The organism is Polynucleobacter sp. 30F-ANTBAC, assembly GCF_018882385.1.
Lineage (GTDB): Bacteria > Pseudomonadota > Gammaproteobacteria > Burkholderiales > Burkholderiaceae > Polynucleobacter.
Genome location: NZ_JACVON010000001.1, coordinates 72,445 through 91,013 on the forward strand (window position 1 = coordinate 72,445; position 18,569 = coordinate 91,013).

20 protein-coding genes are annotated in these 18,569 nt (G+C 43.6%); 15 read left to right on the forward strand and 5 right to left on the reverse strand.

Annotated elements, in window-relative coordinates:
- Genes ICN28_RS00420 through ICN28_RS00430 form a run of 3 tightly spaced genes read left to right on the forward strand, consistent with a single transcriptional unit; the run spans position 1 to position 4,445 of the window.
- A complete protein-coding gene (locus ICN28_RS00420) occupies positions 1–888 on the forward strand; it encodes an efflux RND transporter periplasmic adaptor subunit (protein WP_216285387.1) in 888 nt (295 codons plus the stop codon).
- A complete protein-coding gene (locus tag ICN28_RS00425) occupies positions 888–3,989 on the forward strand; it encodes an efflux RND transporter permease subunit (RefSeq protein WP_216285389.1) in 3,102 nt (1,033 codons plus the stop codon). Before ICN28_RS00420 ends, ICN28_RS00425 begins: the two co-directional genes overlap by 1 nt.
- 33 nt (positions 3,990–4,022) lie before the next feature.
- A complete protein-coding gene (locus ICN28_RS00430) occupies positions 4,023–4,445 on the forward strand; it encodes a thioesterase family protein (RefSeq protein ID WP_216285390.1) in 423 nt (140 codons plus the stop codon).
- A 50-nt stretch (positions 4,446–4,495) separates the two neighbouring features.
- Here ICN28_RS00430 and ICN28_RS00435 read toward each other — a convergent pair whose 3' ends face one another.
- Entirely contained in the window at positions 4,496–4,651 is a 156-nt protein-coding gene (locus tag ICN28_RS00435; RefSeq protein WP_216285391.1) for a hypothetical protein, read from the reverse strand.
- 191 nt (positions 4,652–4,842) lie between these two features.
- Here ICN28_RS00435 and acnB point away from each other — a divergent pair, with 191 nt between their 5' ends.
- From acnB to ICN28_RS00450, 3 genes are all read left to right on the forward strand, one after another.
- Positions 4,843–7,428 (forward strand): bifunctional aconitate hydratase 2/2-methylisocitrate dehydratase, encoded by a 2,586-nt coding sequence (gene acnB, locus ICN28_RS00440; protein WP_216285392.1) that lies wholly within the window; start codon positions 4,843–4,845, stop codon positions 7,426–7,428.
- Between the two features lie 118 nt (positions 7,429–7,546).
- A complete protein-coding gene (locus ICN28_RS00445; RefSeq protein WP_216285393.1) occupies positions 7,547–8,629 on the forward strand; it encodes a nitronate monooxygenase family protein in 1,083 nt (360 codons plus the stop codon).
- Positions 8,626–8,889 (forward strand): hypothetical protein, encoded by a 264-nt coding sequence (locus ICN28_RS00450; protein WP_216285394.1) that lies wholly within the window; start codon positions 8,626–8,628, stop codon positions 8,887–8,889. Before ICN28_RS00445 ends, ICN28_RS00450 begins: the two co-directional genes overlap by 4 nt.
- A gap of 78 nt (positions 8,890–8,967) precedes the next feature.
- Here the strand turns inward: ICN28_RS00450 and ICN28_RS00455 are convergent, their stop codons facing one another.
- A complete protein-coding gene (locus tag ICN28_RS00455) occupies positions 8,968–9,369 on the reverse strand; it encodes a hypothetical protein (RefSeq protein WP_216285395.1) in 402 nt (133 codons plus the stop codon).
- A gap of 78 nt (positions 9,370–9,447) precedes the next feature.
- On the opposite strand from ICN28_RS00455, the gene ICN28_RS00460 reads away from it, so the two are divergent.
- Positions 9,448–10,047 (forward strand): isochorismatase family protein, encoded by a 600-nt coding sequence (locus ICN28_RS00460; protein WP_216286787.1) that lies wholly within the window; start codon positions 9,448–9,450, stop codon positions 10,045–10,047.
- Positions 10,048–10,138: 91 nt separating this feature from the next.
- Here ICN28_RS00460 and ICN28_RS09520 read toward each other — a convergent pair whose 3' ends face one another.
- Both ICN28_RS09520 and ICN28_RS00465 read right to left on the reverse strand, forming a co-directional pair.
- Positions 10,139–10,267, reverse strand: coding sequence for a hypothetical protein (locus ICN28_RS09520; protein WP_255536065.1), 129 nt, complete (start codon positions 10,265–10,267; stop codon positions 10,139–10,141).
- 85 nt (positions 10,268–10,352) lie between these two features.
- Positions 10,353–11,078: a pseudouridine synthase gene (locus ICN28_RS00465; protein ID WP_216285396.1), complete on the reverse strand. Its 726-nt coding sequence runs from the start codon at positions 11,076–11,078 to the stop codon at positions 10,353–10,355.
- 112 nt (positions 11,079–11,190) lie between these two features.
- Here ICN28_RS00465 and ICN28_RS00470 point away from each other — a divergent pair, with 112 nt between their 5' ends.
- The 8 genes from ICN28_RS00470 (at position 11,191) to ICN28_RS00505 (ending at position 16,054) form a co-directional block, all read left to right on the forward strand.
- On the forward strand, positions 11,191–12,336 hold the full coding sequence (locus tag ICN28_RS00470; protein WP_216285398.1) for an alpha-hydroxy acid oxidase: 1,146 nt from the start codon (positions 11,191–11,193) through the stop codon (positions 12,334–12,336).
- Between the two features lie 7 nt (positions 12,337–12,343).
- The gene (locus ICN28_RS00475; protein ID WP_216285400.1) at positions 12,344–13,054 is read left to right on the forward strand and encodes an SDR family NAD(P)-dependent oxidoreductase; all 711 of its coding nucleotides are present in this window, start codon (positions 12,344–12,346) and stop codon (positions 13,052–13,054) included.
- Between the two features lie 45 nt (positions 13,055–13,099).
- The gene (locus tag ICN28_RS00480; RefSeq protein WP_216285402.1) at positions 13,100–13,546 is read left to right on the forward strand and encodes a DUF2721 domain-containing protein; all 447 of its coding nucleotides are present in this window, start codon (positions 13,100–13,102) and stop codon (positions 13,544–13,546) included.
- A gap of 38 nt (positions 13,547–13,584) precedes the next feature.
- Entirely contained in the window at positions 13,585–14,118 is a 534-nt protein-coding gene (locus ICN28_RS00485) for a gamma carbonic anhydrase family protein (RefSeq protein ID WP_216285403.1), read from the forward strand.
- 40 nt (positions 14,119–14,158) lie between these two features.
- Positions 14,159–14,509 carry a CidA/LrgA family protein gene (locus ICN28_RS00490; protein WP_216285404.1) on the forward strand — a complete coding sequence of 117 codons (351 nt, stop codon included), beginning with the start codon at positions 14,159–14,161 and terminating at the stop codon, positions 14,507–14,509.
- Entirely contained in the window at positions 14,499–15,224 is a 726-nt protein-coding gene (locus ICN28_RS00495) for an LrgB family protein (protein WP_216285405.1), read from the forward strand. The genes ICN28_RS00490 and ICN28_RS00495 overlap by 11 nt, the downstream gene beginning before the upstream one ends.
- Positions 15,224–15,559, forward strand: coding sequence for a DUF167 domain-containing protein (locus ICN28_RS00500; protein ID WP_216285406.1), 336 nt, complete (start codon positions 15,224–15,226; stop codon positions 15,557–15,559). The genes ICN28_RS00495 and ICN28_RS00500 overlap by 1 nt, the downstream gene beginning before the upstream one ends.
- A gap of 333 nt (positions 15,560–15,892) precedes the next feature.
- Positions 15,893–16,054 (forward strand): hypothetical protein, encoded by a 162-nt coding sequence (locus ICN28_RS00505; protein WP_216285407.1) that lies wholly within the window; start codon positions 15,893–15,895, stop codon positions 16,052–16,054.
- Positions 16,055–16,092: 38 nt separating this feature from the next.
- On the opposite strand, the gene ICN28_RS00510 is transcribed toward ICN28_RS00505, so the two are convergent.
- Positions 16,093–18,531, reverse strand: coding sequence for a YgiQ family radical SAM protein (locus ICN28_RS00510; protein WP_370626423.1), 2,439 nt, complete (start codon positions 18,529–18,531; stop codon positions 16,093–16,095).
- Positions 18,532–18,569: the final 38 nt, after the last annotated feature.

Consider the following 18,569-nt stretch of genomic DNA (forward strand, 5'->3'; position numbering starts at 1 on the left):
ATGCGCTTAATTCATACCACTAAATTTCTGACCACTATTTTATTTGCATTAGCTCTTGCTGCTTGCGGGAAAGAGGGGGTCAAAGAGCCGTTGCCACGTCAAGTTAAGATTTTTGTTGTTGGTCAAGACGCTATTAATTCAAAATCCTTGGTGGATAGCAATAAAGAACTGAAGAGTTCTGAGAATCTTGGTTTTGATGCCGGTGGCAAGGTGATTGAAGTCTTGGCGAAAATTGGTTCTGAAGTTGTTGCGGGTCAAGCTTTGGGTCGGTTGATGCCCAGCAGCATGTCGATGTCTGAGTCTTCAGCGTTGACAAGTTATAGAGCTGCTCGCGCAGAGATTCAGTCCTCTGAGGCTGATTTCAAAAGATATACAGAATTAAGAGAAAAGAATTTTATATCTGCCTCTGAATATGGGAAACGTATTGCAACGATAGAGCTTGCCCGTGCAAAATTTGAGTCAACTATGGAGCAGTTAGGCTTTGTAACACTGCGTGCGATTGAATCTGGAACGCTAATTAAGCTTGATTTTCAGATAGGTCAGCAGGTTATGGCTCAGCAACCTGTTGCAAAAATAAAATTGGCTGCCCAAGTGAAAAATCAATCGACTCAGGCATCAAGCTCAGCCAACTCTAAATCAGGAGCATTTCAGATCCCCTCAGAGTCGATTCATAGTGATGGAGTATCGGTTTATCGCGTTAAATTAATTGAAGGCTCTCAACAGTTGGGTACGCTCGAACTAGTTAAGCTCAGTGTGAAATCTGTTGACGACTCGCGAGCTGAGGTTGTAGATGGGCTTAAGGCAGGTGATTTAATTGTTGCGACTGGTTGGCATGCTTTAACAGTCGGTCAAAAAGTGCGAATTGGCCTTATTGCAAAGGTTGATTGATGAGCTCAGACCAGTCAGACCGTTTCAATCTCTCTCTTTGGGCCATTAAAAACGCTGCAATTACTCGTTATTTAATGATTGCTTTGCTGGTTTTAGGTATTGCAGCGTATTTTCAATTAGGGCAAGACGAAGATCCACCATTTACGTTCAGGGCAATGGTGGTTCGTACACTTTGGCCTGGTGCAACTGCTGTTCAAGTTGCAGAACAGGTCACTAATAAGATCGAGAGAACTTTGCAAGAAGTTCCTAATGTGGACAAAATTCGTAGCTTCTCGCACCCAGGCGAGTCTATGATTATTTTCTTTATTAAAGATAGTGCACCATCCAAAGATATCCCTAATTTATTTTATACAGTTCGAAAAAAAATAGCTGATTCAAAATCGTATTTACCAATTGGGGTCAACGGCCCGTATTTTGATGATGATTTTGGAGATACATACGGCGTCATTTATGCCATGTCGGCTAAAGGATATTCGGCTTCTGAGGTACGAGATTTCACAACTTTTGTAAGGCAAAGACTTTTACAAGTAAAAGATGTTGGAAAAGTTAATATTTATGGCCTGCAAGAAGAGCAAGTTTATGTTGAGCTCTCTCGTAAAAAGATGGCGCAGTATTCATTGACACCAGTTGCGGTTGCTCAGCAATTAAATCAGCAAAACACTATTGAAGCCGGTGGCAATCTGGAGACTCGCTCATTTTCCATGCCTATTCGAGTTGGCGGCCCTTTTGAAAATATTGCTGATGTTAAAGCTATGCCGCTGCGTTCTCCATCAGGTGCTTCGATTCGTCTAGGTGATATTGCAGAGGTTCGTAAAGGCGTTGTTGATCCAGCACAGAGCAAAGTTAGGTTTCAAGGTGAAGAATTAGTTGCTCTTGGCATATCAATGGCTCGTGGTGGAGATATTGTGCAATTGGGTAAGTCTTTAGATCAAGTTAGTCAGCTTATCGAGAATGATTTGCCGGCGGGAGTAACTTTATCTTTGATACAAAATCAACCGAAAGTAGTAGCTGGTTCAGTTAGAGAGTTTTTAATAACGCTGATTGAAGCGCTTATTATTGTTCTTATTGTGAGCTTACTGGCTCTTGGTTTACACCGACACCCTTGGAGAATCGATCCAAGACCGGGCTTGGTTGTTGCTATTAGCATACCCTTGGTAATGTCTGTAACATTTTTGGTCATGTATTTGTCTGGCGTTGGCCTTCATAAAATATCTTTGGGATCCCTCATTATTGCTTTAGGTTTGCTAGTAGATGATGCCATTATCGTTGTTGAGATGATGGTTCGCAAACTCGAGGAGGGTTATGATCGTGTGAGTGCTGTTACATCTGCATATCGACTAACAGCCATGCCGATGTTGACTGGTACGTTAATTACAGCGGTTGGTTTTTTGCCAATTGGAATTGCAAAATCTGCTGTAGGCGAATATACCTTTGCCATATTTGCGGTAACTGCAGTTGCTTTAATTGTTTCTTGGTTTGTCTCAGTCATATTTGTACCTTATCTAGGTTTCTTGATACTAAAAAAACCTGAAACTTTAACTGCTAAACATGCGGAACATGAGAGCTATAACACCATTTTTTATAATCGCTTTAGAAAAGTTATCGCTTGGTGTATAGACCACCACCGTAAAGCCATACTGGCTGCAATAACTTCCTTTGTTTTAGGTGTTATCGGGATGGGGTATGTTCAGCAGCAATTTTTCCCTGACTCATCTAGGCCAGAAATATTGGTTGATGTTTTTTTAACTGAGGGCGCTAGTTTTGAGGCTACAGAAAAAGCCGTTAAAAATATCGAATCTAAAATCTTAGAGCAAAAAGGTGTTCTAACTGTAACCTCCTGGATTGGCAATGGAGCTCCTCGATTCTTCTTTCCGCTTGATATTATTTTTCCACGATCAAATGCAGCTCAAATAGTGATTATTTCCGATTTAAATGAGAGAACGCGATTGAATGCTGAATTGCCTAGGCTGTTGGAGGATGTTGCTCCGGAGGCAAGGTTGCGTGTCAAGTTACTGCCCAATGGACCTCCGGTTAGTTATCCTGTGCAGTTTAGATTGACTGGAAGTGATGCGGAATTATTAAGGCTGCATGCTGATAAATTTTTACAGCTTATGCGTCAATCTGATTTGTTAAATGGTGTTAATGATAATTGGAATCAGAGTCAACCTGTGGCTAGGATTGATGTGGATGCAGCAAAGGCTAGGGAGTTGGGTATTCCTCCGCAAGTCATTGCGCAAACATTATCAAGCCATTTTGGAGGTGTCACAGTTGGTCAGTATCGTGAAGGTGACTTATTGGCCCCCATTATTTTACGATTGCCCAAATCTGAGCGTGATCAAGTCAGCGATTTAAATGACACCATGTTGGCTAGTGTTAATGGTCAGGCTATACCGTTGGGTCGAATTGCTCAGGTTAAAGTTATTTGGGAGCCTGCCACCGTGTGGCGTGAAAATCGTGAATATGCTATTACAGTTCAAGCAGATGTTCAGCCAGGTATTCAGGGGCCAACTGCAACAGCAGCTCTAATGAAGCAATTTGAGCCTCTGATTAATGAATTGCCGCCTGGTTATGGTTTGACTCTCGGTGGTTCAATTGAGGAAAGTTCCCGTGGTCAGAATTCAATTAATGCTGGCATGCCAATTATGTTATTTATTACTTTTACATTATTGGTCTTTCAGTTAAAGAGTAATTCTCGAGCATTCCTAGTTATCCTGACAGCACCTTTAGGTATATCAGGCGTTGCACTGACTCTGCTCCTATTTAATAAGCCATTTGGATTCGTTGCTCTTCTGGGCTTTATTGCGCTAATGGGCATGATCATGCGTAACTCCGTTATTTTGATTGATCAAATTGAGCAGGGTCGTTCTGCTGGGCTTGCAGCAAGAGATGCGATTATTCAGGCATGCGTAACTCGCTATCGACCAATTATCTTGACAGCCGCAGCTGCTGTTCTTGCGATGATCCCTCTGTCAAGGAGTGTTTTTTGGGGACCTATGGCCATCGCCATCATGGGTGGACTGATTGTGGCGACTGCACTAACTCTATTGGTGTTGCCTGCCATGTATGCGGCTTGGTTCAAGATTGATAAAGCAAGCGTTTAAGATTTATCCAAAAATCACTAATTGAACTTAACTATGCGTATCCCGATCCCAGAAGATAAGAAATTCGTTCATGAATCTATTATCCCCATACGGTGGGGAGATATGGATGCATTTGGGCATGTGAACAATGCGGTGTACTTTCGATACATCGAGCAAGCTCGCATTAATTGGTTGGATAGCTTGGGTTTGTCTTTTTCTAAAAAAGACCAAGGTGTCGTGGTTGTGAATGCTTTTTGTAACTTCACCAAGCAAATTGAGTACCCTGCTGATTTATTGGTGAAGACTTATATTACAAACCCAACTCGGGTAGGTTTAGATACATTCAATGTCATGTCACTCACAACAGATCCGGACACGATCTATGCAACTTCTGGAGCTACGATTGTTTGGGTGGACTTTAAAGCACAAAAAGCAGCTTCTTGGCCTGCAGACATAAAAGCTCAATTAGAGCTCTAAATGCCCTCTAAAAAAGGCTCTAGGTATCTCTAGCCTGGCCTTTTGATGCTTTACTCAGGTTTTTTGAGTAAAGAAGCGAGGAGGGGATTCAACTTTTTGCCATTTTCAGGACCGTTTTTTGCGTTTCCTTTTGGTTTTGGGGCTGAATTCTTCATCTGGTTGGCTACTGCCAATCCTGCATTTTTGTAAAGGTCTGTTTTCTTCATAAGTCGTTACTTTACATCATTGATTTAAAAGCTTATTTTATTTATCTGAGTTTTGTCAGGCGGATGAGAGGAATTTACGCTAATTTAGTTGAAAAGTCAGCTTCTGGCTTGCCAGTTTTTCAAGTCTTATATAAGATATAAGTCTTGAAATATTGATCGATTTAATTGTCTTTAAAGAGAGGGAAAAGACCATGTTGAAAGCCTACCGTGAACACGTTGCTGAACGCGCTGCATTGGGTATTCCACCACTACCATTGTCTGCGCAGCAGACAGGTGAGTTGATTGAATTACTTAAAAATCCACCAAAGGGTGAAGAAGCCACTTTAGTTGAGTTAATTACTTACCGTGTTCCTGCTGGTGTTGATGATGCGGCCAAAGTAAAGGCCTCCTACCTTGCAGCAGTTGCATTAGGCAAAGAAAAAACACCATTGATTAGCCGTGAAACAGCCACTCAATTGTTAGGCACGATGCTCGGTGGTTACAACATTTCCCCTCTAATTGATTTATTGGGTGATGCTGCTGTTGGTGGAATCGCTGCTGAAGGTCTTAAAAAGACACTTTTGATGTTTGATCAATTCCATGATGTTAAAGAATTGGCTGACAAGGGTAACGCCAATGCTAAAGCTGTATTACAGAGCTGGGCAGATGCTGAATGGTTTACAAGCCGTCCAGAAGTGCCGAAGAGCCTCACCTTAACGGTATTCAAAGTGACAGGCGAAACCAATACAGATGACCTCTCACCAGCACCAGATGCTTGGAGTCGTCCAGATATTCCTTTGCACGCATTGGCGATGCTTAAAAACCCTCGCGAAGGCATTGAGCCTCAAGAGGCGGGCAAGATTGGTCCGATCAAACAGTTGGCAGCTTTGCAAGCTAAGGGTAACTTGGTTGCTTATGTGGGTGATGTCGTTGGTACAGGTTCATCACGTAAGTCAGCTACTAATTCGGTGCTTTGGTTCACCGGTGAAGATATTCCTTATGTGCCAAACAAGCGTTTTGGTGGTGTTTGTTTGGGTAGCAAAATTGCTCCGATTTTCTACAACACGATGGAAGATGCGGGTGCATTACCGATTGAGTTAGATGTGAACAGCATGAACATGGGTGACGTGATTGAATTGCGTCCTTATGATGGTCAAGCACTTAAAGATGGCAAAGTGATTTCAGAATTCAAAGTGAAGTCTGATGTTTTGTTTGATGAAGTTCGTGCCGGCGGTCGTATCCCTTTGATCATTGGTCGCGGTTTGACAGCTAAAGCACGTGAAGCACTAGGCTTACCGGTTTCAACTTTGTTCCGCTTGCCAACTAATCCAGCTAATTCTGGTAAAGGTTTCTCATTGGCGCAGAAGATGGTTGGTCGCGCATGTGGTTTGCCTGAAGGTCAAGGCGTTCGTCCTGGCACATACTGTGAGCCTAAGATGACAACCGTCGGGTCTCAAGATACGACAGGTCCTATGACTCGTGATGAGTTGAAGGATTTAGCATGTTTAGGTTTCTCATCGGATATGGTGATGCAATCTTTCTGTCATACGGCTGCTTATCCAAAGCCAGTAGATGTGAAGATGCACCATGAGTTGCCTGATTTTATTAGCACTCGTGGTGGTGTTGCTTTGCGCCCAGGTGACGGTGTGATCCACTCATGGTTGAACCGTTTATTGTTGCCAGATACAGTTGGTACAGGTGGCGACTCTCATACACGTTTCCCAATTGGTATTTCATTCCCAGCAGGTTCAGGTTTAGTCGCTTTTGCTGCTGCTACAGGTGTGATGCCTCTTGATATGCCAGAGTCTGTATTGGTTAGATTCAAAGGCAAGATGCAGCCTGGCGTGACATTGCGTGATTTAGTGAATGCGATTCCTTTGTATGCAATTAAGCAAGGTTTGTTAACGGTTGAGAAGAAGGGTAAGAAAAACATTTTCTCAGGACGTATTCTAGAAATCGAAGGTTTGCCGGAGCTAAAAGTAGAGCAGGCATTTGAGTTGTCTGACGCTTCTGCTGAGCGATCAGCAGCTGGTTGTACAGTTCATTTGAATAAAGAGCCGATCATTGAATACATGACGAGCAACATTACTTTAATGAAGTGGATGATTGCGAATGGTTACTCTGACGCACGTACTTTGGCTCGTCGTATCCAAGCCATGGAAGCATGGTTAGCAAAACCTGATCTATTAAAAGGTGATGCTGATGCAGAATACGCAGCAGTGATTGAGATTGATCTAGCCGATGTTCATGAGCCGATTGTGGCTTGCCCGAATGACCCAGATGATGTGAAGACCTTGTCTGAAGTTTCTGGTGCGAAGATTGATGAAGTCTTTATCGGTTCTTGCATGACGAATATCGGTCACTTCCGTGCAGCGTCTAAGTTGCTCGAAGGCAAGCGTGATATTCCTGTGAAGCTATGGGTTGCTCCTCCAACGAAAATGGATGCCAAGCAATTGACTGAAGAGGGCCACTATGGTGTTCTAGGTAGTGCCGGTGCTCGTATGGAAATGCCAGGTTGCTCACTCTGTATGGGTAACCAAGCGCAAGTTCGTGAAGGTGCTACGGTGATGTCAACATCAACTCGCAACTTCCCGAATCGCTTGGGTAAAAACACCTTTGTGTATCTTGGTTCAGCAGAGTTGGCTTCTATTTGTTCTAAGTTAGGCAGAATCCCAACGAAAGAAGAGTACATGTCTGATATTGGTGTTCTCAATGCAAGTAGCGGTGAGATTTACAAATATATGAACTTTGACCAAATCAAAGATTTCAGTGATGTAGCTGATACGGTGAAAGCTTAAATCATTCTGATTTAAGCTTTAATGCTCACTTTAAAGGCTTCCGCAAGGAAGCCTTTATTCATTTGAGGGTAGCAAAATAGTCTTCTGAAAAAATATGCGCAAGCGGTTATGCTTAGGTATGTTTCAATTTTCTGATCTCTCGATACCTGTTGTTCAAGCGCCCATGGCAGGAGGTATTAACTTACCCAAGCTGGTCGCTGGTGTTTCAAACGCCGGTGGTTTGGGTAGTTTTGGGTTTGCTTATTCCAGTCCTGAAAAAATTCAGGCGGATCTTCAGGCAACCAAGGCTTTGATCAAGCAAGTTCCAAGCAGCAGAATTCAAGCCAACTTTTTTGTCTTTCAAGAATCTTTTTTGCCGTCAGCATCCGAATGTGAATCGGCGTTAAGGGATCTTAATGATATTTTGAGTCCTCTTGGCATTTTTGCTGAATTACCCAAGCAACCTTTTATTCCTAATTTAGATGCCATGTTGGAGCCTATTTGGATCGAGCGTCCAGAGGTATTGAGTTTCCATTTTGGCTTGCCCAGTTCTGCAGTGGTAGATAAAGCCCATTCTCTAGGCATAGCCGTGGGGGTGACAGCGACATCTCTTGCTGAAGCTTTGGATATTCAAAAGAGGGGCGCTGACTTTATTGTTGTACAAGGTATTGAAGCGGGGGGTCATCGCGGGACTTTTCAGATGGATCCTCATTTCCCACCTGATCAGAAGAAAACATTAAAAGACTTGATGGCGGATTTAAAAGATCATATCCATTTACCTATGATTGCTGCTGGGGGGATCATGCATGGTCATGATGTTTATCAAGCGATGCAATGGGGTGCTGTGGCTGCTCAAATGGGAACTGCTTTCCTTGTGGCTCACGAATCAGGTGCTAGCTCGGCACACCGTCGCGTGATTCTTGAGCATCGTGACAAAAAAGCCGTATTTACCAAAGCATTCTCAGGTCGATGGGCGCAAGGTATTCAAAATCAATTTATTGAGCAGATGCAAGGTAAAGCTGTTTTACCGTTTCCGATTCAAAATACGATGACCGGTGCCATGAGGCGTTGGGCTACTGAAAATGATCAGTCGGATTATCAAAGTTTATGGGTTGGTCAAGCCTTTGCAAAATCTCGCGCTATGCCTGTCAGCGAATTGATGACTCTACTTCACCAAGAATATGAAGACGCTTTGCAAGCATTTAACCAAAAGGGTTCATGATACAACTAACAGCATATCAAGAGCAGCTAAAGGCTTGGGTAAGGGCGGAGCAAGATAGTGCCCAGCTTATTGAAAACTTCAGATCATTGTGCAAGGAATGGCAATTGCCACAAAAGTATCAAGATGCTCTTGATCAAGTTTTATCAAGGATTGAATCGTCTTCTTTGTTTACAGAAGAGAGTTGCTCGTTTAGCAAAAAAGATTTAGCCAATGCATTGGGAGTTTGGCTTGAAAAAGCCTATCAGTTCAAGAGTGGGTGAACGTTTATCAGGGTAACGATGGCGTTCAGTTGGAGATGATCTTTGCGTGCACAAATTTATCTTAAGAAACCTTAAGTTTTAGTTTTCTATATTTCCGGTGTCGTTGGGGATTTGAGCGCGAGCATTGGTCAATTTAGTCCAATGCAAAATGGAAAAAACAAACATGGGGAGTACGGCAATAAAAAATAGCCCGGGGATAAATGAGGCGGCCCAGCAGCAACCCATGGCAATGCCATAGTGGTATCCCGAGTCAATGGGGTTGTGGATCAGATTCTTTTGAAGCATGGCATCAAAGCCTTGTCGAATCGCTTGAAGTAAGAAAAAGAACCAAATCACATTAAAAATAGGGATCAGGAGCAGCCAAGCCATGGCCGGTTTTTGAGTTCGACACGATGGCGTAATGACTGCCAAAGTTTTCTTAATGGCGTAAATATAAAAGCTAAAAGCGATCAAAGGTATGATGACTAAAAATGCAAGCATCAAAATAATGACTCCTATGTTTAATATTTAGATGAAAATAACATATATCCCTAATAGAGAGAATAAATAGTTATGTCGATCTTACTTTCAGCAGAAGATACCCAATTGGTTTTGGTTGATTATCAGGCTAAATTGATGCCGGTGATTCACCAAGGTGAACAAGCTTTAGCCAATGCGATTCGTTTAGCAAAAATATCTAAGATGTTGGATCTACCTATATTTGGTACTGAACAAAACCCTGAAAAATTGGGTTCTAACGATGCGACTCTGAAGGCGTATTGTCAAAAAACCCTTTCTAAAATGCATTTTGGTGCTTGTGACGATGGTCTCGTTGAGTTGCTAAGAGCGCCTGCTAAGCCGATGGGTAATGCGCGCAGTTTGCCAAAACATATTCAGCGTAAACAAGAAGGTCAAGAAGAGCGCAATACAGTTCTCATCGCAGGTTGTGAAGCACACGTGTGCTTATTGCAAACAGCGTTAGGTTTATTAGAAGAGGAATTTGATGTGTGGGTGGTGACGGATGCATGCAGTTCTCGTACAGAGGCCAGTCGTGATGCAGCCTTTGATCGCTTAGCGGGTAACGGTGCTGAATTGGTGACGACAGAGATGGCTATCTTTGAACTCATCAGAAGTTGCGAGCACCCTGACTTTAAGTCGGCCTTGGAGCTGGTGAAGTAAGGCGTCTGGTTAAGTTCAAGCATCCATTCGTTAGACAAAAAAATAAGGCTGACCTGTGATGGGTCAGCCTTATCTCATAAGTGTCACTCAATTAATCTTGAGTTTCAGCCATTTTCTTTAGAAGTGTCTTAACTGCAATGTAGCTTGCGATGATCATAAATAGAATAATCGCAAGGCTTAATTGACCTGCGAAAGACCCAAAAAGTTCGTTCAGCATCATTTCCCCCTTATTTGGTCTCACTTTAGGGGAGAAGGAGGGGAGGTGCTTTGATTTAACTCAAATAAATTACAAAAAACACCGTTATTTAGCCTGGGATGCTTTTGCCGAGTTGAGCTAGGTCTTCTTGATAAAGCCAGCGCCATTCGCCTTCAGCCAAATCATCAGGCATGACATAGTCACCAATGGTGGTGCGATGCAAGCCAGCAACGTGATTACCAACCGCCGCCATCATGCGTTTTACTTGATGGTAGCGACCTTCCACAATGGTCATCGCTAAAAGGTGGTCACCCAGTTGCTCACAAGCCTTTGCAAAACAGGGAGCGGGATCATCATCGAGCACTACGCCACCTAAGAGGTGGTCCATCTGTTTGGTGCTAATTGGCTCAGATGTTGTGATTTGGTAGATCTTGCCAATATTCTTCTTTGGGGTGGTCATTTTGTGGATAAATTGACCGTCATCAGACATCAAGATTAAGCCGGTGGTGTCGTAATCGAGTCGACCGACACACTGAATGCCACGCTCCACGAGCGGTTGGGGTAATAATCCATAAATACTGGGATGATGGCTTGTTTTATGGGAGCATTCATAGCCAGTGGGCTTGTTGAAGGCAATATACGCTTTTTCGTGGAACTCCCAGTCTTGGCCATCTACCGTTAAAAGCAGATTCTCCGGAACCATTTTTTCTTCAGGATCCTCCGCTAAAACCCCGTTCACTTTAACCAAGTCAGCATAGACCAAGTCACTACAGTAGCGACGGGTGCCAAAGCCTTGGCTAAACAGAATTTTTTCTAAAGTAAGGGGTTTTGCCATGCTGGGTCAGGTATACATATAATGGATAAAAATAATACTAATTAAAGATTTTACAGGCTCTTGGCTGGATCAATACAAGCTTGTCGAACTTTGGTTAACTGAGGAGAAAAAGATGCCAGTGATTACCAATATTGAAGACTTACGGGTGTTGCACAAGAAGCGTACTCCCAAGATGTTTTATGACTATGCCGATTCTGGATCTTGGACCGAGTCAACGTATCGCTCGAATGAAACGGACTTCCAAAAAATCAAACTCCGTCAAAAAGTAGCGGTCAATATGGAGAACCGAACCACCAAGACCAAGATGGTGGGTCAAGATGTATTCATGCCAGTGGGATTGGCTCCAACCGGTTTAACCGGAATGCAGCATGCGGATGGTGAGATTTTGGCAGCGAAAGCCGCTGAGAAATTTGGCGTGCCATTCTGTCTTTCAACAATGAGCATTTGCTCAATTGAAGACGTTGCTGAAAACACCACAGCACCTTTTTGGTTTCAGTTATATGTCATGAAGGATCGTGGCTTTATCGAGCGTTTGATTCAGCGGGCGAAAAACGCCAAATGCTCTGCTTTGGTATTAACCTTGGATTTGCAAATCCTAGGGCAGCGTCACAAAGATATTAAAAATGGCTTAACAGCACCTCCTAAGCTCACGATTCCAAACATTATCAATATGATGACCAAGCCTCGTTGGTGTATGGGGATGTTGGGGACGCAGAGAAGATCTTTTAGAAATATTGTTGGTCATGCTTCTGGTGTTGGTGATATGTCTTCTTTGTCATCATGGACTGCTGAACAGTTTGATCCAGCCTTAAGCTGGGATGATGTGCAGTGGATCAAAGATCTCTGGGGTGGAAAGCTGATTATTAAAGGCATCATGGATGAGGGTGATGCACGCTTAGCCGTTGAATCAGGGGCAGATGCATTGATCGTATCCAATCATGGTGGTCGTCAATTGGATGGTGCTGTCTCAAGTATTCATGCATTGCCGGGTATTGTGAATGCTGTAGGTCGTGAGATTGAGGTTTGGATGGATGGCGGTATTCGTTCTGGTCAAGATGTCTTGAAGGCTTGGGCCTTAGGAGCACGTGGTACGTTGATTGGTCGTCCATTCTTGCATGGCTTGGGTGCGATGGGTGAGGCCGGTGTCACCAAATGCCTTGAAATCATCCACAAGGAGCTTGATATCACGATGGCTTTCACAGGTCATCGCGATATTCAAAATGTGACAAAAGATATTTTGTATCCAGGAACCTTCTAAGGTGTTGATGAAGCGCTTTAATAGCTCTTACAAAGCCTTGATCATCGGCGCCAGTGGCGCAATCGGTGCTGCTTTTGTCAAAGATCTAGAAGGTGATAAAAATTGCGAGAAGGTTATTCAGTTATCTCGCAGTGAGCCTAATGAATTTGGCCTCACCATTGATCTGAAGGATGAGGTCTCGCTTCAATTTGCAGCGCACACGCTACAACTGGAGGGACCATTTGATTTGATCTTGGTTTCAACAGGCATTTTGCACGGTGAAAACCTGATGCCTGAGAAACGTTTGGCAGATATTGATATGAGTATCCTTCAAGAGACTTTTGCAGTTAATACCCTTGGTCCTGCCTTGTTGTTGAAGTACTTTTTACCGTTGTTAACTAACCATGGCTTAATGGGTTTTATCTCTGCCAAGGTGGGTAGTATTGGTGATAATCGATTGGGTGGTTGGTATTCTTATCGAGCATCCAAAGCAGCACTCAATATGCTGATTAAAACTGCTGCGATTGAGCTAAAGCGCCAGAAACCTGATGCTTTAGTGGTGGCGATTCATCCTGGAACAGTTATTTCAGAATTATCCAAACCATTTTCTGGCGGCTCTGGCACCAATGCGAGAGATGCCCAAATAGCTACTCAAGAAATGCTTCGAACCTTAGATGGCTTAAAGCCCGATCAGTCCGGTGGATTTTTTGCATACGATGGTCAAGAGCTACCTTGGTAGTATTTTGATACAGCATTTAATAATTTTTTAGATTAAAGTTTATTTATGATGAACCCCGGTACCTTAAGTGATAGCATTCAATTGGCGGTTGCACCTGTTTTCCTTTTAACCGCAGTGGCGGGAATGATCGGCGCCTTAACTCAGCGTTTAGCGAGGGTGATTGACCGGGCTCGGGTCATTCATAAAGAAATGTCACAAGTCACATTAAAAGATTCTGCCAAAGAGGCATATCAAGATGAGTTGAAGAACATCATGACTAGAGGGCGTTTCATTAATGTTTCCATGATTTTCTTAGTTCTTTGCGCCATTATGATTGGCTTAACTGTCCTGGAATTATTCTTTGCGGAAACCTCATCTGGCAAGTTATTAGTTTCTAGCTTTGTTCTTTATACATTTGTTAGTGGTATTGCTTCATTCATCTTTGCATTGATTTCATTGTTGTTTGAAGTTCTCATTGCTTCTTATTCAATTCGTTGGAAACCTCACGATTAACTCATTGAAGTGAGTATCAATAAAACCAGGAGTTCAGTATGACCATTTACCAGTTCAAAGACAAAATCCCGCAAATCCATTCAACTGCTTTTGTTGCTAAAGAAGCTACCATTATTGGCGATGTCATTTTGGGTGAAGATGTGAGTGTTTGGCCAGGTGTTGTGATTCGAGGTGATAACGAGCCGATTACTTTAGGTAAGGGTAGTAATGTCCAAGAAGGTACTGTGATGCATACCGATATGGGGTGTCCTCTTACTGTGGCTGATAATGTCACGATTGGTCATCAAGCGATGTTGCACGGCTGCACGATTGGCGAAGGATCTTTAATTGGCATCCAAGCTGTTGTTTTAAATCGTGCTGTGATCGGTAAAAATTGTTTGGTGGGGGCGGGTTCTGTTGTGACTGAAGGCAAAGTTTTTCCAGATAATTCTTTGATATTGGGTTCGCCTGCCAAGGTGGTACGTGAGTTAACCCCTGAGGCACTTGCTGGGATGAAGGCCAATGCAGCTGGTTATGTGGCTAAGAAAGACTTATTCAAGCAACATTTAGTTGAGATTCCGCAGAGTAATTAAAGTGAACGAAAAGCGAACTTAAGGTAACAAAGGTCAGGCAATGATTCCAGGATTGGTTCAAATACTTTTATGGCAAGGCGTTGGTGAGTTGATCTCACATTTTTTCTTGCCGATTTTGCCGGGCCCTGTCTTAGGTCTCATCTTGTTGCTGGGGTTTCTAATTATCAAAGGTCAGGTTAATGCGCCATTAGCCATGGTCTCTGATGCTTTTAGTCAGCATTTAGGTGTTTTATTTATACCAGCTGCTGTCGGTGTAATTCTTTTTCTACCGCAATTAAAAGCACATGCATTCGCTGTGATGACAGCACTTCTTGTTAGTGTTGTTTTAACGATCACAACGACTGCTTTGATTGTGCGTTTCTTTGCCAAGAAGGATTCTGATGAATCCTAATAACTTGCACATCGCCGAGATCTGGGTGTACCTTTCAGGTAGCCCTTTATTCGCCTTGATCCTAACTTTAACGGCTTACCAGATTGGTAGCTACCTCTATCAAAAGACAGATAAATATCCTTTGGCTAATCCGGTGGCGATTGCTGTGATTGTGGTGGCTGTTGTTTTGAACTTGGTGGATATGCCTTATCAAAAATATTTCGAGGGGGCGCAGTTTGTGCATTTCTTATTGGGTACAGCGACTGTCTCTTTAGCAGTACCCATCTACCGTGGTATTGCAGTGCTTAAAACCAGACTTGTCCCGCTCATGATTGCTTTGTTATGTGGTGGTGTTGTTTCCATTGTTAGCGCCGTAGGTATTGCAACCTTGATGGGGGCGGATGCAGCGATCATTGGTGCGTTCTATCCTAAATCAGTGACAGCGCCGATTGCCATGGGTGTGGCAGAGCGTTTAGGTGTTTCTCCAACATTGACTGCTGTTTTCGCGGTTATCACTGGCATATTGGGTGCCATGTTAGGCAGCAGTATTTTGAACTTCTTAGGGATGAAGGCTTGGTGGCAGCGTGGCTTTGCCATGGGTGTGGCTGCTCACGGTATCGGTACTTCCAGAGCCTTTGCTGTTCATCCTGAAGCAGGTACTTATGCCAGTCTAGCAATGGGACTGCATGGTATTGCAGGAGCCTTGCTCATTCCGTTCCTCAAAAATTATTTGTAATGGATACCAAAGTCCTGTCAACGGACCAGCTTCCAGTTTGGCTCAAGTTAGATAATGCCAGCTCTCTTTCCTTCATCATTGCTTTTCACTGCCAGCCTGGTTCTAAGAAAACAGAGGTGCAAGGGGAGCACGATGGTCGTTTAAAGCTTCGTTTAGCAGCGCCGCCTGTTGAAGGAAAAGCGAATGATGCATTGATCGCCTACTTATCCAAGATTTTTAAAATCAATCGTTCTCAGGTTGAATTATTGGCGGGTGACCTCAGTCGCCTCAAACGCGTGAAGGTTAGTGGTGTGCCGCACACCCAAATTCTTGAGACACTTTTACCTGTCGCGTAAGTCTCTTACATATTTCAGATGAGATTTAGATAGATTGACCCTATCGATCTATCAAGCAATTACTTATAAAATATATAATGAATATAATCCTCCCTTAAAAAGAAAGGGGGAGGCTTATTAATTACTTAAATAACCGAATTAAAAGTTTAAATAGAGAGCAAATAGATGCTTATTCAAGATACGCCCATGCGCTATCAGTGTCATCAGCAATTGGAACATTTAGTTTGCTTTTGACTGATGAGAACTTACTTGTATTGATCTTTAAATTTATAGCTTTGTTGATTGTGACGATTTTGCTATTTAAGTTTGGAACATATATTTTGGAGAAGAAAAATGACAATTGATAGAAGCACAGTGCAACTATTTTTATTTATTTTATTGGCTATATTCAGTGCTTTTTTATTACGCGCAACGATTAGCGTTAATAAAGAGCGAGAAAAAGAGTGGGCTGAGCGCAAGAATCAATTGGCTGAAACCAAAACAGAAGTTTCGTAAATCAAGATGGTGGCTTATGTCGCCATCATCAAAACAGTTTACTTTTTAAAGCCCGGCTTTGATCGTGGATTGATTCGTGCAGAAGGGGATCTAGAGTTTGATGACGTTCCTTGTGAGCCCTGAGTACTTCTAGGACCTTGAGCTGCTTTAATGGCTTGGATGCCATTGCGCATGGGGCGTCCGCCACCTGGTGTTGCAGCTTTGGTGCCCGCGCGCGGAGGTAAGCCGGTGTGCTGGGTTAGTATCTGACCACGCACAGGCTTTTGTGGCACTGAAAAATCACGAGGATTATGCGCCTCTGCTGCTTGGCTAGATTTGCCAAGATAAGAGTTCTTGCGACGAGGACTTTGATACGTACCGTCTGTATTAGGTTGGTAGTTCGGAATCAAATGGTGTTTGCCGTTACCGATTAAATCAGCACGACCCATTTTTTTCAGAGCTTCACGAAGCAGCGGCCAATTATTCGCATCGTGATAACGTAAAAATGCTTTATGCAGGCGTCGACGTTTCTCACCACGGACGATATCAACGGTTTCACTATCGCGTGTCACCTTGCGTAGTGGGTTTTTATTGGTGTGATACATCGCTGTGGCAGTTGCCATCGGGGATGGGTAGAAGGTCTGAACTTGATCTGCTCTAAAACCATTCTTCTTTAACCAAATGGCTAGATGCATCATATCTTCATCGCTGGTTCCTGGGTGGGCAGCGATAAAGTAGGGGATCAAGAATTGTTCTTTGCCAGCTTCTTTAGAGTACTTATCAAATAATTCTTTGAACTTGTCATAAGCCCCCATGCCTGGCTTCATCATCTTGGATAAAGGACCTTGCTCAGTATGTTCCGGGGCAATCTTTAAGTACCCACCCACGTGGTGCGATACAAGTTCTTTGATATAGGCAGGCGCTTTAACAGCTAAGTCATAACGAACGCCTGAGCCAATCAGAATCTTCTTAATACCAGGCAATGCTCTTGCGCGACGGTACAACTGGATGAGAGGTGTGTGGTCTGTATTGAGGTTGGGGCAGATGTCTGGGTAAACGCAAGATGGTTTACGGCAGTGTGCTTCAATCTCTCGCGACTTACAAGCAATGCGGTACATATTGGCGGTAGGACCGCCCAAGTCAGAAATAATGCCTGTAAAGCCAGGAACTTTATCTCGGATATCTTCGATCTCTTTGATGATGGAGTTCGATGAACGGTTCTGAATGATGCGACCTTCGTGCTCCGTAATCGAACAGAAGGTACAGCCACCAAAACAACCGCGCATGATGTTCACTGAGAAACGGATCATATCCCAAGCGGGGATCTTCGCATCACCGTAAGAAGGGTGTGGTGCTCTGGCATAGGGTAAATCAAAGACAGAGTCCATCTCCTCCGTTGTCAGAGGCACTGCTGGCTGGTTTAACCAAACGTCTCTGATTGAGGCGCCTTCGCCATGTTGCTGAACTAAAGCACGTGCATTACCTGGATTCGTTTCTAAATGGAGCACGCGATTGGCGTGGGCATACAAAACAGGATCACGTTTAACCGCTTCATAGCTTGGTAAACGAATCACCGTCGTGTCTCGTTCCAAGCGTTTCTTGGCGCTTGGAACAACTGTAATTGCTTGAACTGCTGGGGCTTCAATAGAGGCAGGCTCCTCTAAGGTGCCATCAGTCTTTTTACAGCTTGTACCTTGTTCTTTGGCTTGCTCATCAGGTGTTAGGTAAGGATTGATTGGCGCATCGATCACACCTGGTTCATCCACTGTGCTGGAATCAATTTCTGTAAAGCCTGGGGCAGGATGTCTTCTGACAAAAGCAGTGCCGCGGATATCAATAATGTCACCAATCGCTTCGCCTTTAGCTAGGCGGTGAGCAATTTCAACAACGGCACGTTCCGCATTACCGTAGAGCAAAATATCCGCTTTGGCATCAATCAAAATGGAGCGACGGACTTTATCTTGCCAATAGTCGTAATGCGCAATGCGTCTTAAAGAAGCTTCAATGCCACCCATCACAATAGGTACTTCTGGATAGGCCTCACGACAACGCTGAGCGTAGACAAGTGAACAGCGATCCGGACGTTTGCCTCCGATACCACCAGGTGTGTAAGCGTCATCACTTCGAACTTTACGATCTGCCGTATAACGGTTGATCATCGAATCCATATTGCCGGCAGCCACACCATAAAATAAATTAGGACGTCCAAGCGTCTTAAATGGATCTGCAGATTGCCAATCCGGTTGAGCAATGATGCCAACTCTAAACCCTTGGGCTTCTAGTAAACGACCGATAATGGCCATGCCAAAACTTGGATGATCGACATAAGCGTCACCCGTCACGATAATGATGTCGCAACTGTCCCAACCCAATTGATCCATTTCTTCTCGGCTCATTGGCAAGAAGGGGGCTGTACCGAAGCACTCAGCCCAATATTTAGGGTAAGAGTCTAGTCGGGGAGAGCTGGGGATCAGCAAAGGATTGAAAGGTGCGTTCACGGTGCGTATTTTAGGCGGTTTAAGTACTTTGCGCTCGT